Here is a 13,946-nt window from a genome sequence, read left to right as displayed (position 1 = left end):
GGGTTAGAAGTACCTATCTCATATCCCAGATAATAATAATTATAAATAGAATTACAGAAAGCCTAGGAAATACAAATTCAGATTTGATAAAAAAGAAGATTTATGATGAAGCCTATTTTGCAATACGATCATCCATTAAAAAAAACACGTTGCGTGATATCGAATCATTAAATTTACTTATAGCTATACGAGATATTGATATTTCATACCAATTGTCATCCGAAATGTTAGAACAAATCATAGGATTAAATAATGAGAGTGCGACTAACTATTTCAGCTTAATGACTTGCTTGTATTACATCCGTAATAAAAAAGAGTTTTCCTCTACTAGGATTAAAGTCGTCAACTGCATTAAAAATAAACTCAAGAACAATTATTTAACAATAAAAGAGGATTCAGAACTAGCCCATTTGTTTTTCGATTCAATTAGCTGTCCATTTCTTACTGCATTGATGAAAAAAGAAATTGCAATTATCGCATTAAAAAAAATTAAATCAATTAACGATGAATTGATTGAATCAACTATGAATATTATTCAAGGCAGAAATTGGTTTATTGATTGGGACATATCATCTTCTGAATCAATTGAAAGATTATTGTTGAAGAAAGAATTGAAAGCTCCCTATGGAGACTGATAACATAGGAATTGCGCGTATTGTTAATACTGCTGACTTATGTTAGTTGTTTTCACACACGATCGACCAACAATACGCGCATTTTTTTACATTTCTAATAATCAAATTCCACATACTCTCTATCAAAGATAAGCGAATGAATTCAAATATAAATTCGACGTTCATCCACGATTCGATTTATCACAAGTTCATCGAATGGCTTCTTTTGCCGTCAGTATTCCTGGGTAATCACGCTAATACACATATAGCCATTTGCAGAAAACCGTGTTCATAAAACCATGAGGTGTATCGATGCGTCAGGACATTCCCGTCAGGTGCTTTTCTATTTCGCTATTGGTATTGAGCCGCGACGCTACGGTGTGTCGGGTTTTGCTGTTGCGGCGCAGCGGCAGCACTCAGCACGGTGCCTGGTGTCAGATTGCGGGCGGCATCGAGCCCGGCGAATCGGCATGGCAGACTGCGCGGCGTGAAGCGCAAGAGGAGACCGGGCTACGGTTGACGCAGTTGTATTCGGCGGATATCTGTGAGCAGTTTTATGAAGCCGATCGCAATGCAATCACATTGGCGCCGGTGTTTGTCGCCTACGTAGAACCAGGCAGCGCCGTGACGCTAAATCATGAGCACAGCGAGTATTACTGGGCGACATTCGATGAGGCGCAGCAGATGCTGCCTTTCCCCGGTCAACACCGCACGCTGCAGCATGTACGCCGGTATTTTGCCGATAGCGAGCCCAACGCAGCGTTGTTAATGCCGGGCGCCCAAGATTGAACAACGGCAATGGGCGCGCGGCGATGCACGACACCGGATTACTCAGGGGCTTTCAGCGGGATGGTCAACAGGCTGGCCAGAAAGTAAAGCAACGCGATAACCCATAGGGTGCCTTCAATCCCCAGCGGGACGATGCACAGGCTGACAATCAGCGGCCCGGCGAAGTTGCTCAGCCCCGAACCCAGATTCAGGCACGAAATGGCAGCGCCCTTGTTGCCGGGCGACAGGGTGGGGATCAACGCTGCCAGCGGGCCGAACGCGCCGAGCCCGATGGCGTATACCGCCAGTGCAGCGAAAATGGCAGCCTGACTGTGGCCGAACCAGACCGGCGCGTAGCACACCAGAATGGCGGATATGCCGCACAGAGTGCCGGAAAACCACACCACGGTTTTGCGCCAGCCGATGATGTCCCCCAAATAGCCAAAGAAATAGCCGGAAAACAGATTCAGGATGTTTACCGCCGACCAGATAGTCAGCCATTCGGCAATGCGAAAGCCGAAGCGGGGCAGGTAAATCGGCATCAGGATAATCAGCGAAAATTTGCCGATGTCATTGATGGTCTTGACGATCACCGCCAGCCCCAGTTTGGGTTGCTGAAACATGATCAGGAGCCCTTGCACGAACGCCCGGCCGGGGTTTTGCTCGCGGGTGTCCGCCGGTGGCCGGTCGTGGTTGAGCACCAGCGCGGAAAAGGCGCCTGCCGCCACGAACAGAAACCCGGTCAGCAGCACGCCCTGTTCCCCGATAAGCGGCATGGCCAGGCTGGAAAGCCAGGGGCCGAGAATCGTCATCCCGACCGCGAAGGCGCTCCAAAACCAGGAGACCGCGCGCCCGAGTATGGCTTTGTCCGTGCGCACGTTAATCCAGACCAGAAACGAATAGGCGAACAGGGGATACGCTACGCCGCGCAGCATGTAAGTGAGGATGATGGCATCGTAGTTTTTCCCCGGCAGGGCGTAGAGCACAAACGGCAGTGAGGTGACGAAGAAGACGATTGTGCCGGCCCACATCAGGGTACGCAGGCCGAATACCTGCGAGCCGATGCCGCTGAACCAGGACGAGAGCGCGACGCACAAACCGAAGGCCGATGAGATGACACCGATTTGAAAGCCGCTGTATCCGTAGGCAATCAACAGCGACGACAACCAGCTCTGTTCAATGGTGGCGCCGGTAATGAACAAAAAAATGCCGATATAACCCCAGAATAGTGGCTGCGGCAGTCCCAATTTTTGCCAGAGCCCGTCACGCCGGACGTGCGGCGGCGGGTAAAGTGATTCTTGCTGCATGAAGAGAGATATCCGAGTCAACTGATCGTTCAGGATCGCCTGACGGTGACGTCGGGCGATCGGTCTTTTTCCCGTAGCCCCAGTACCAGCGCGTTGAATTGGTGTTGGCGGGCATCGTCGACCACCCGGATGATGGTGTTCCACGACCACAGATCGCTTGACGTGATTTCAATCGCTCTGGTTTGCCACATGATGCCCTCGCTGTGATACCGGATGCTTGCGGCAGCCATTACAGCGCATCAGCGCGGCATGGACAAATCTGGCGTGACGAGGTGTGACGGCGATACCGGATGGCAATAACACCGCCGGGGGGGGGCGCCTCCCGGCGGTGGCATGGGGGTGGATTACAACAGTTCCGGGAACTGCAGTTTTTTCAACGTGAGTTCGACGCCGCGGACTTCCGCCAACCCTTTCAGACGGCCGATCGCGGAGTAACCGGGGTTGGTTTTTTTCTTCAGGTCATCCAGCATCTGGTGCCCGTGATCCGGACGCATCGGGATCGGGCGCAGGTCGCCGGCATTTTTGCGGCGCAGTTCCTCGGTCAGGATGGCTTTGACCACCTCCACCATGTTGACGTCGCCTTGCAGATGCGCCGCTTCATGGAAGGTTTTCGGGTTCTGTTCCCGACAGGTTGAGCGCAGGTGCGTGAAGTGAATACGATCACCGAATGCTTCGATCATGTTGACCAGATCGTTGTCCGCCCTGACGCCGTAGGAACCGGTGCACATGGTGAAACCGTTGTTGATGCTGTCGACGGTCTGCGTGAGCCAGCGCATATCGTCGATGGTCGACATCACGCGCGGCAGGCCCAGAATGGGGCGCGGCGGATCGTCCGGGTGAATTGCCATGCGGATGCCGACTTCTTCGGCGACCGGCACGATTTTTTTCAGGAAGTAGCCTAAGTGTTCGCGCAGTTTGGCATGATCGATACCTTGGTATTCCGCCAGACGGGCGCGGAACTGATCCAGCGTATAACCTTCTTCCGAGCCGGGCAGACCGGCGATGATATTGGCGGTCAGTTTGGCGATATCCGCCGATGTCATGGCTTTGAAGTAGACCGCGGCCTGTTCCTGTTCCTGCGCGCTGTAATCCTGTTCGGCGCCGGGGCGTTGCAGGATGTGCAGCTCGAAGGCGGCGAAGGCGATCTGGTCGAAGCGCAGGGCTTTGGATCCGTCCGGCAGTTCGTATGCCAGATCAGTACGAGTCCAGTCCAGTACCGGCATGAAGTTATAGCAGACGGTATCGACGCCGCATTGCGCCAGGTTACGCAGCGTCTGCTGGTAATTGGCGATGTAATGCTCGAAGCGGCCGGTCTGGGTTTTGATCTCTTCGTGGATCGGTACGCTTTCCACCACTGACCACACCAGGCCTTTGGCGGTCAGTAACGCTTTGCGCGCTTCGATTTCCTCTATCGACCAGACTTCGCCGTTGGGAATATGATGCAACGCAGTGACTACCCCAGTGGCGCCCGCCTGGCGGACATCATCCAGCGAGACGGGATCGTTCGGGCCGTACCAACGCCAGGTCTGTTCCATAGTGTTTTTACCTTTGATTCGGAGATGAGAGAAACCCGCAGCCTGTTGCCTATATCGGTCAGGCCAATTGGGCGTTGAATGGGTCACAAATTACACCAGATAAGACAGATATCCAAACACAAAGCCAAATAGGTTGACCAATATCACCAAAACGCCGTGTTTTGGACAAACAGGTTGCCGGCTTTCGGCAGAAAACAGTACAGTGTCCGGCAGCAGGTGAGCGCCGACAGGCGCTTTATTCCTATTTGGTCAGGCCAATTTGGGTTTGACGTACCGTTCCCGATGTTGCCGATTAACGGCCTTACACGCATTCAGGATTTCCGCTATGAAAACTTCACGCTCTGATGTCACCGCCTTAGCCGCGACGATCGCCAATACCCCGTTGCCGCCGTCCGTTCATCAACCGCATTACGACCGCAAAGCCTTGAAAACCCGACTGGTGCATATCGGTTTCGGCGCGTTTCACCGTGCCCATCAGGCGCTGCTGACCGACCGGGTGCTTAATCGACAGGGGGGCGATTGGGGCTATTGTGAAGTGACGCTGTTCGGCAGCGAAAACCTGCTCCAAAGCCTGCGGAACCAGGCGCATCGCTATACCGTGCTGGAAAAAGGTGCGGACGGCAATCAGGCGGTCGTCATCGGCTCCGTCAATGAATCGCTGCACGCCCGGCTGGAGGGGATCACCGCGGTGGTGGAAAAACTGGCGGAACCCCAGGTCAGCATCGTGTCGCTGACCATCACGGAAAAAGGCTACTGCATCGATCGCGGCACCAGCAAGCTGGATGTCGACAACCCCTTGATAAAAATGGATTTAGAGAACCCCACTGCGCCGTCTTCGGCGATCGGCGTGTTGGTGGAAGGGCTGCGGTTGCGCCGTGAACGCGGATTGCCGCCGTTTACCGTGCTTTCTTGCGATAACATGCCGGAAAACGGCAACGTGGTGAAAAGTGCGGTGCTGGAACTGGCCGGTTTACGCAGTGCCGAGCTGGCCGCGTGGATCGCTGCCAACGTCACCTTTCCGAACACCATGGTCGACCGCATCGTTCCCGCCGCGACGCCGGAAACGTTGCAGCAGATCGCCGATGTGCTCGGTGTGGCGGACCCTTGCGGCATCGCTTGCGAACCCTTTATCCAGTGGGTGGTTGAGGACAAATTCGTGGCCGGCCGTCCCGACTGGGAAGTCGCAGGGGCACAGCTGGTAGACGATGTGCTGCCGTTTGAAGAAATGAAGCTGCGTATGCTCAACGGCAGTCACTCTTTCCTGGCGTATCTCGGCTATCTGGCGGGGTATGAGCACATCAATGACTGTATGGCCGACGAGCACTATCGCCATGCGGCGCAGCGTTTGATGCTACAGGAGCAGGCGCCGACGCTGCATGTGGCGGATGTCGATCTGCCGGGCTACGCCGCCCAACTGATTGAGCGTTTCGCCAACCCGTCACTGAAACATCGTACCTGGCAAATCGCAATGGACGGCACCCAGAAGTTGCCGCAGCGCATGATGGAATCGATCCGCTGGCATGTGCAGCACGGCAGCGATTACCGTTGTTTGACGTTGGGCGTCGCCGGCTGGATGCGCTACGTCAGCGGCGTTGACGATAACGGGCAGGCCATCGACGTGCGTGATCCACTGGCGGAAAAGGTACAGGCCATCGTGGCGGAAACCGCGGACGGCGCAGCGCGGGTACGCGGCTTGTTGACGCTGACCGGCGTGTTCGGTGAAGATTTGCCGCACAACGAAGCGTTCGTCAGCCGGCTGATCGACGCCTACCTGACCTTGTCGCAACAGGGCGCGAAAGCTGCTGTGGCGGCACTGTAAGCCAGCCAATGTGGGCCCCGACAACGCGGGGCCCATGGGGGTAAGACGATTTTCCAGGGGAAAAGCGGGAATGCGGCGGTCAGGGTTCCTGCGGCGCCGGTACCGACTCGAACAGGTAGCCGTCGAAGGACGGGTCATCGACATCCGAGATTTCCAGCAGTTTGTTCTTCACATTTTCCAGATGTTGCCACATTTCCTGGCGCGCCAGTTTGGCGTCGCGTCGCGATACCGCATGCAGGATACGCTGGTGGTCTTCCAGCCATTGTCGCTGGTAGCTGAAATCCACCGTGTGAGAGTGGATGCCGCGCCACATCGGGCTGCGTTTGCGCGCCTGCCAGACGTCGTACACCATGTTGGCCAGCACACTGTTTTGCGTCGACTGGGCCAGCAGGCAGTGGAACAGTTCGTCGGCGCTTTCGTCCACATTGCCGTGATCCAGCGCCTGACGCTCCTGCTCGATCGCCTGTTTCATTTTAATGATGTCGTTTTTGGTGGCCTGCATGGCGGCGAAGGCGGCGACCTCGCTTTCCAGCAGCTGCCGGGCCTGCATCAACTCGAACGGCCCGTAGCCGCTGTCGGCGGCGGTGGTCTGGTCTTCCGGCTGCGGGATCTGAACGACATAAATGCCTGACCCTTTGCGTACTTCGATCAGGTTTTCCAATTCCAGCATGATCAGCGCTTCACGCACCACGCTGCGACTGACGGCATACTCTTCTGCGATATCACGTTCCGGCGGCAGGCGCGTCCCCAACGGGTAGTGACCATCCAGTATCTTTGACCGAATCTTGTTGCCTATTTCCTGATAGAGCCGCATAGGGAATGTTCCTGTAATGAGACATCGACAACGATAATTGGCAGGACCAATACCGAGGCGTGGCGATTGGGCGGAAGTATAGCATGAAGCGGGAACCGGCACGCCACAACATCCTCGTGCCCGTACTTCATCCTCGTGCCCTTTGCCTGTACTGCTCATTCAGGCGCAGCATCATAACGGTGGATTTTTTGGGGTATTTGTCCGACAGGTTTTAATATTGGTCTGTTAACTTTAGCGCCGGGTGCCGGATAAAAGGCAATCCGGCGCCCCTGTCGTGCCATCAGCGGCGGGTAGCCGCTGGGGAGACTGGCATGTCGTAGTCGATCGGCCCGTCGCGATAGTTGGTGATACCCAGCCAGTCGGCCGGATAACCGATGGGGATCGCGGGCTGATTCTGCGGGCGCTGCGGCGGCGGATTGATGTAGCCGTCGGAGTATTTGGCGATCAGCATGTCCGCCAGCGCCCACCAGCGAGCGAGTATCTCACCGGCGTTATCGTCGCACAGCCGGGCCAACTGCGCCGGATCCGGTTGCTGCGCCATGGCGTCGTCCCACGCTGCCACGCGCATTTCCTGTTGCGCTTCCAATTGTTGTTGTAATGGCTGGATGTCGACGTGGTACATCCGCTGGTAGTTGAGCCGGGCCCAGTTGGCGACGAAATCGAACGCCCACCACGCCGCCCGGCGATCGAACTGCTGAGGATCGCCGCTCTGGTAGGCGGCGGGCAGGTCGGGAAGTTTGGCCGGGAAGGGCGTAAAGCAGGTGGTGTAAGCCACGTCCGGGCCGAACCAGACGATGCCGCGGGTCAGTTCCGGCGCGGTGGGACGGGTTTGCGCCACATAGGTATAGCCTTGATAGAACACCGAGATGGCGCGTTCCCAAGCGCCGTGCAATGTGCGGTCGCTGGACACGTTATTCTGGTTGCCGTCGTAGGGGCCGACGTAACGGTTGGGATCGCCGTAGGGGCCGGCCGCGACGCCTTTGGTCAGGTCGAACGGCGTGCCTTCGTAGTGGTCGCGATACAGCGCGAACAGGTCGCGGGCGACGAGCGGGGTTTTTGGCGTGACCGAGAAGGGGTAATCGGTGGTGTAACTGCCGCCGTTTACCCACGGGCTGAGGCCGAGATCCGGGTTGAGGCGATCGAAGATGCGCCAGACGCGGCGCAGCGAATAGTAAGGATGGTTGTATTCCCCCCAACTGACCGACTTCAGCCAGTCGACCGGGCCTTGTTCCGGCGTCGCCCAGCCGACTTTTTTCAGACCGGGCAGCAGATGACGGGAGAACAGCTGAGCCGGGTCGCCTTCCCGGATTTCCCGGATGCGGAACTCGTTCGCCGCCACGAAAACAGTGCCGTCCGGGACGCGCTGGGCCACCCAGGCCGAATGATAGAGGTCATCCGGCAGCGCGCACATTTCAAACACCCAGCCTTCGTGGTCATCCGCGACCAGCAGGGTTTCGCCGGTGGAGAAATAACCGTAGGTGTCAATCAGCGATCCCATCAGTTCTACCGCCTCCCGAGCGGTTTTGCAGCGTTCCAGCGCAATGCGCGATAGCTCGGCGCTGTAGAACAAGCGGCAATGGGTGTCATTTTCGGCTGCCTGCTCTACGGTGACGTGCGTCGGCTCGTATTTGGCGCAGTTGGTGCATTCGCCGAACATCAGATGGTGTTCGTTCATGATGCCGTAGTTGCCGTCGAAGTAGGCGTAAGTGTGCTCAACCTGGGGGATGGCGCCGATCAACGGCGTTTCCGGCCAGCCTGGCGTTTGATAACCGGCGCCCCGATCCTGACTGATAAGGCGCGGATAGCTGACGTTGGTACCGTCGATGATCCCGCGTAAGCTGCCCGGCGCATGGTGTTGCGCCGGCACATGGATGAAACGCTGATCCGCCAACTCGTCGTCGTCCGAGTGAGTCACCATCGTCGAGCCGTCGGCGGTGGCGCCGCGGGTGATAATCATTGTAGTGCACATGATTTCTCTGACCTTAATGAAGCCGGAACGTGCAAGCGCAGGTTCCGGTCTGGGGGATAACCGGGCGCCGACTGCAACTGACGCCCGCTGCGGGGCTTATTAGCCTTTGCTATCCAGCGCAGTGGCGATCACGCTGCCCAACGGGGTGGGGTTTTTATCGTTGCGATGGCGAGCGGCGTTGATGGCCCATTTCTCCAGCGCCACCCGGTCTTTCTGGAAGATCATCATGTGGGTCGAACCGCCGAATTCGAAGTGGCCGATTTCGACGCCGCGGGTGATGCTGACCGGTTCGGCGCTCTCTTCAACGATAAAGGTGCTGGGTTCGATCACACAGCTGGAGACCTCCACCATGCCGATGCAGATCAGCGCCACGTAGCCGCAGGTCTTATGCCGGAAGATAAACACCGCTCGGGCCGCCACATGACCGAGGTAGGGCTGCGATTCGGTGCCTTCCCAGGTACCCTGATCTTCACCCTGTCCGGGACGCTGGGCGAAGTAAGTGCCCGGTTCAACCCAGGAGCGCACCAGAAAACCGTCCAGCGGCGCGTTCCAGCGATGGTAGTGGGTGGCGGAAAGGAACCCTTGATAGAGCTGACCGCCCTCGAACAGTTTGGCCCATTGCCGTTGCCCGCCGAACAAATCGAGCAGTGAATAGTGCATGTCCTTGACCCAGAATTTGCTCTCCAGTTGCAGCTTGTCGGCGTGGCGCCATGGCGTGGTTTCGCAACCGATGTCTACCTGGGTTTGCGGGTCGCCCTGGAAGGGACGCGCGCCGGGCACGAACTGGCGGATAAAGAAATCATTCCAGCTGGCGAAACCGTAGCCCGGCAGTTTAGGATCGTGCTGCATCTGGTGCCAGACGCCGGCCTGATGCGCGGCGGTGGAGATCCAGGAGCCGGCTTTTTCCGGCTGCGCGATGTCGAGTTTATCGAGCGAGGCGCTGCTTTTCAGGAAGCTGTTCCAGGCGTCCAACACTTGGCGGAACTGCTGATTAAAGGTAGCGTCGTGGAACAACGCCACACCGGCTTCCGTGCCCATCGCCACCGCCAAGAAAGCATTCATCGGCGTACCCACCTGTGCGGTGGTGTTGAACGATGGTGAGGTGGTGATGATTTCGTTGAGGATCTCGAAGAAGCTGTCGTAGCCGTCGATCCAGATAACGTCGCCATCGTCGCTGATTTGCTTGCGGGTGGCTTCGGGCAGAGAGGCGACATAGGCGTTGGATTGTTCGATCATGCTATTAATCCACATGCGGTAGACGCTGTGGCGAGTCACCCAGTTTTTAATGTTTTGGATCACCGGCTGCATCGGCGTCAGGGTATTGGCCTGTTTGCGTTTGGCGATATGTTCGCGCAGCGGTATCAGATAGGTGGCGGTGGCCCATACCCGATTAGGCACCCAGAACCCCATCTGTATCGGCCCGGCGTTATCCAGGTTCAGCAGGCCGTGCCCACTGCTTTCGTAATGCGGTTGTTGCTCCGCTTCAGGCGTACTGGCGGTGTGGTTTTTGCTACGAGTCATGGCATTTCCTCTCGAGAGAACGTGTCGATGTCGAAAAACATGTGCGTCGAAAAATGAATGTGCGTCGAAAAATGATGCAACCACCCGAAAAAACGTCGTACAAGCCAACCAGCCGGGCTGGCGGCAGCTTCATCTCGTTATGTGTAACCAACGTGCGACCTGGTGGCGTGATGAAAGGAAAGCGAAGGGTGGCAAGGGGGAAAAGCGCTATGGGGATACCCGTCATACTTCACGTTGCAGGTGCGTTGGCGGTGTCACCTTACGGGCCAACACGTTGCGTTGTTCAACACGCGAGCCGATTATCCTGCTACCTCGAATGATGTTGGGTATCTGGATGCCGGGTCGTTGCCCGGTGACAACATGCGCTATCCCTGTATTCAAACATAGGCGTATTCCGGCCGATGGCAAGTTTGCCGCCGGCGTGCGACATGGGCCAATGAGCAGGCGAATCGCGCTGGGAACCATTCGGAAGTGGGGTGTATTGGCATGGCGGTGGCTGAGGAGGGGCGGTGAAGATACCTTTAATGATATTGTTTTTACTGTTGTTTTTAAGCAACACCCTGTTGGCCGCGACGTTGCCGCCGGGGCGGGGAGACATGACGTTTCCACTGCCGGGAACCGGAAAGACAATCACGGTGTTCAGCTATGCGCCGGCGCAGGTTACGCCGCAGACGCCAGTCGTTTTCGTGCTGACCGGCGTTAAGCGCAATGCCGGCGACTACCGGGATGCCTGGCAAAAAAGCGCTGAAAAAAACCATCTATTGGTGCTGGTGCCGGCGTTTACCACGCAGGATTATCCCGGCGTCAATGGCTATAACCTCGGCAATCTGGTCGATGCCGCCACCGGGTTGCCCAATCCCCGAGCACAGTGGTCGTACAGCGTGATCGAGACGCTGTTTGATGCACTGCGACAACAAGGCGTTACGCAGCAATCCCGTTATTACCTGTTCGGTAATAGCGCCGGGTGTCAGTTTGTACACCGTATGCTGATGTTGGTGCCGGAAGCACATGTTAACGCGGCTGTCTGTGCCGCCGCAGGGTGGTGGACGCTGACTGACGACAAGGTGGCGTGGCCCTATGGATTGGCCCACGCGCCGGTGGCTCGCACCACTGACGATCTGGCGCCGTTGTTTGCGCTTCCGCTGCTGGTGGCGGTGGGGCAAAACGACAACAACCCGGCGCATCCGCTGTTACGGCGCACCGCGCATGCGATGGCGCAGGGCGACAACCGGTTGGCGCGGGCGAAGAATTATTACGCCGTTGCCCGCCAGCAGGCACAGCGTCGTCATGAGCCTTTCAACTGGCAACTGTCGATTGTTCCTCATGTGGGGCACAGCGGTTCGACGATGTCGGTCTGGGCGGCGTCGCAGTTGGCGCATTATGAACGCTATGGCACGTTTGATATCCGGGCGGCGGAGGCTTCGACGCCGCCAACGCGGAACACGCCGTGATGCGGTAGGTATTAATGCAATAGGTGTTAATGCGGTAAGTGGTAATGCGGTAGAGGTTAATGCGTCGAGCGCCAACGTAAAGGGGGCGGCCCCAGCGGCGCATCCCCCCTACGTTTAACGCGGGATTACCGGTTCTGCCGCATCAGTGCGGGGCGATACGGCGCACCGGCGCGTTCTGACGGTTTTCCCACAGCGAGGTCAGGCCGCGCTGCAAGGCGATGAAGATAAACAACAGAATGCCGATGGCGATTTTGGTCCACCAGGAGCTGAGGGTGCCGTCGAAATTGATGTAGGTCTGAATCAACCCCTGGATGGCCACGCCGAACAATGTGCCCAGCACGGTGCCGACGCCGCCGCTTAGCAGTGTGCCGCCGATGACCACCGAGGCGATGGCGTCCAGTTCGACCCCGACGCCCGCCAGCGCATAGCCCGCCGAGGTATAGAGCGAGAACACGATGCCGGCCAGCGTCGCCAGCCCAGTAGACAGCATGTAGATGCGCAGGGTTGTGCTGCGGGTGGAGATGCCCATCAGGTTGGCGGAGATGCTGTTGCCGCCGATGGCGTAAACCTGATTGCCGAAGCGTGTGTGCCGCGCCAGTACGATGCCGAGTACGACAATCAGTAGCATCAGCAGCCCCATGGCGCTCAGACGGCCGCCGCCGGGAATACACCACGCCAGCGACGAGAGCGTGTCGTAAATTGGATGGTTGATTGGCAGCGACTCTTCGGACACCAGATAGCTGGCGCCGCGCAGGAAGAACATCCCCGCCAGCGTGATGATGAACGCCGGGATTTTAAGCGCGTCGATCAACCACCCCATGAACGCGCCGAAGGCGCAGCCCATCAGCAGAATCAGCGGAAAGGCAACCAGCGGCGAGAGCCCCCAGGCGCCGATCGCCTTGGCCAGAAACACGCCGGTGAAGGCAATGACCGAGCCCACCGACAAGTCGATGCCGCCCGACAGGATCACAAACGTCATGCCGACGGCGATGATCCCCAGGAACGCATTGTCGGTGAGGATATTGCAGATCACCCGTGTAGAGGCGAAGCCGGGAAAGCGGGTCAGGCAGTAGAGGTAGCCCAGCACGAACACCGCCAGGGTGATCATCAGGGGGAGATTACGCTTTATCATGATGGCGGGCCTTCCTGAACAGGGAAACAACGCTGGGCGATTGAACAATCAGCACGCACAGCACCACGATGGATTTCACCACCTGATTCAGTTCCGATGGGAATCCGGACAGCAGAATCCCGGTGTTCATGCCCTGAATGATCAGCGCACCCACCACCGACAACACCAGATTGAAACGTCCGCCCATCAGCGAACCGCCGCCGATCACCACGGCGAGGATGGCGTCCATCTCCAGCCACAGCCCGGCGTTGTTGGCGTCGGCGCCGCGAATATCGGCGGTGACGATCACCCCGGCGATGGCGGCGCACAAGCCGCTCAGCACATAGGTCATCACCACCACGGTGCGGGTGCTGACCCCGGCGTTTTTCGCCGCGCGGATATTGATCCCTACCGCTTCGATAAACAGACCTAGCGCGGTTTTGCGCGCCAGTAACCAGAACAGGCACAGGGTCGCCAGCGCGATAATCACCGGCGTCGGAAAGTAGAACAGTGCGCCGCTGCCGATCCAAGCCAGTGGCGGCGAGTTAAAGGTGACGATTTGCCCGGCGGTGATCAATTGGGCGATGCCGCGCCCGGCTACCATCAGGATCAGGGTGGCGACGAACGGCTGAATGCGCAGCAGCGCCACCAGAATACCGTTCCACAACCCGGCCAGCATGCCGACGCCCAGCGCCGCCAGCAGCACCTGCACCAGTGTGTAACCTTGTACCGTTAGCGCCGCCGCTACCGCGCCGGCGATAGCCATCACCGCCCCCACCGACAGGTCGATGCCACCGGTGGCGATGACCAGCGTCATGCCGATAGCCAGCAGCGCCACTGGCGCAGCGCGGTTAAGGATGTCGATCGGGCTGCCGAACAGGCGGCCGTCCTGCACCACAATCTGAAAAAAGTGACTGGAAACCAGACTGTCCACCAACAGAATCAGCAGCAGGGCGGCGATTTGCGATATCCCCTGCGGCCAGCGAAACGGCGGTTTATTCGGGCCCGGATTGGCGAGTGAACGAGGCATCACAGGA

At 57.7% G+C, this 13,946-nt stretch carries 12 protein-coding genes; 4 read left to right on the top strand and 8 right to left on the bottom strand.

Features of this window, described 5'->3' with window-relative positions; translation table 11 throughout:
- The coding region (locus tag HEP82_RS17635) for a hypothetical protein (RefSeq protein ID WP_225622541.1) at window positions 1-635 on the top strand (635 nt) is incomplete at its 5' end.
- A 291-nt stretch (window positions 636-926) separates the two neighbouring features.
- A complete protein-coding gene (locus HEP82_RS17630) occupies window positions 927-1,403 on the top strand; it encodes an NUDIX hydrolase (protein WP_192459266.1) in 477 nt (158 codons plus the stop codon).
- A gap of 38 nt (window positions 1,404-1,441) precedes the next feature.
- On the opposite strand, the gene HEP82_RS17625 is transcribed toward HEP82_RS17630, so the two are convergent.
- The 3 genes from HEP82_RS17625 to uxuA form a co-directional block, all read right to left on the bottom strand.
- The gene (locus tag HEP82_RS17625; RefSeq protein WP_192459265.1) at window positions 1,442-2,689 is read right to left on the bottom strand and encodes an MFS transporter; all 1,248 of its coding nucleotides are present in this window, start codon (window positions 2,687-2,689) and stop codon (window positions 1,442-1,444) included.
- 29 nt (window positions 2,690-2,718) lie between these two features.
- On the bottom strand, window positions 2,719-2,880 hold the full coding sequence (locus HEP82_RS17620; protein WP_225622540.1) for a hypothetical protein: 162 nt from the start codon (window positions 2,878-2,880) through the stop codon (window positions 2,719-2,721).
- A gap of 153 nt (window positions 2,881-3,033) precedes the next feature.
- Window positions 3,034-4,224, bottom strand: coding sequence for a mannonate dehydratase (gene uxuA, locus HEP82_RS17615; protein ID WP_192459263.1), 1,191 nt, complete (start codon window positions 4,222-4,224; stop codon window positions 3,034-3,036).
- Between the two features lie 325 nt (window positions 4,225-4,549).
- Between uxuA and HEP82_RS17610 the strand changes: the two genes are divergently transcribed.
- Window positions 4,550-6,043, top strand: a complete 1,494-nt coding sequence (locus HEP82_RS17610; protein ID WP_192459262.1) for a mannitol dehydrogenase family protein — start codon at window positions 4,550-4,552, stop codon at window positions 6,041-6,043.
- 79 nt (window positions 6,044-6,122) lie between these two features.
- On the opposite strand, the gene HEP82_RS17605 is transcribed toward HEP82_RS17610, so the two are convergent.
- The 3 genes from HEP82_RS17605 to HEP82_RS17595 form a co-directional block, all read right to left on the bottom strand.
- Window positions 6,123-6,857 carry an FCD domain-containing protein gene (locus HEP82_RS17605; RefSeq protein ID WP_192459261.1) on the bottom strand — a complete coding sequence of 245 codons (735 nt, stop codon included), beginning with the start codon at window positions 6,855-6,857 and terminating at the stop codon, window positions 6,123-6,125.
- Window positions 6,858-7,137: 280 nt separating this feature from the next.
- Window positions 7,138-8,814, bottom strand: coding sequence for a dipeptidase (locus tag HEP82_RS17600; protein WP_225622539.1), 1,677 nt, complete (start codon window positions 8,812-8,814; stop codon window positions 7,138-7,140).
- A 111-nt stretch (window positions 8,815-8,925) separates the two neighbouring features.
- A complete protein-coding gene (locus HEP82_RS17595; protein WP_192459259.1) occupies window positions 8,926-10,347 on the bottom strand; it encodes a phosphatidylserine decarboxylase family protein in 1,422 nt (473 codons plus the stop codon).
- Between the two features lie 524 nt (window positions 10,348-10,871).
- Between HEP82_RS17595 and HEP82_RS17590 the strand changes: the two genes are divergently transcribed.
- Window positions 10,872-11,798: an alpha/beta hydrolase-fold protein gene (locus tag HEP82_RS17590; RefSeq protein WP_225622538.1), complete on the top strand. Its 927-nt coding sequence runs from the start codon at window positions 10,872-10,874 to the stop codon at window positions 11,796-11,798.
- 142 nt (window positions 11,799-11,940) lie between these two features.
- Here the strand turns inward: HEP82_RS17590 and yjfF are convergent, their stop codons facing one another.
- Window positions 11,941-12,930: a galactofuranose ABC transporter, permease protein YjfF gene (gene yjfF / locus HEP82_RS17585; protein ID WP_192459257.1), complete on the bottom strand. Its 990-nt coding sequence runs from the start codon at window positions 12,928-12,930 to the stop codon at window positions 11,941-11,943.
- A complete protein-coding gene (gene ytfT / locus HEP82_RS17580) occupies window positions 12,917-13,939 on the bottom strand; it encodes a galactofuranose ABC transporter, ATP-binding protein YtfT (protein WP_192459256.1) in 1,023 nt (340 codons plus the stop codon). The genes yjfF and ytfT overlap by 14 nt, the downstream gene beginning before the upstream one ends.
- Window positions 13,940-13,946 lie beyond the last annotated feature (7 nt).

The organism is Musicola keenii (assembly GCF_014855505.1).
GTDB classification, from domain to species: Bacteria; Pseudomonadota; Gammaproteobacteria; order Enterobacterales; family Enterobacteriaceae; genus Musicola; species Musicola paradisiaca.
This window is presented reverse-complemented; position numbering and strand designations above follow the sequence as displayed.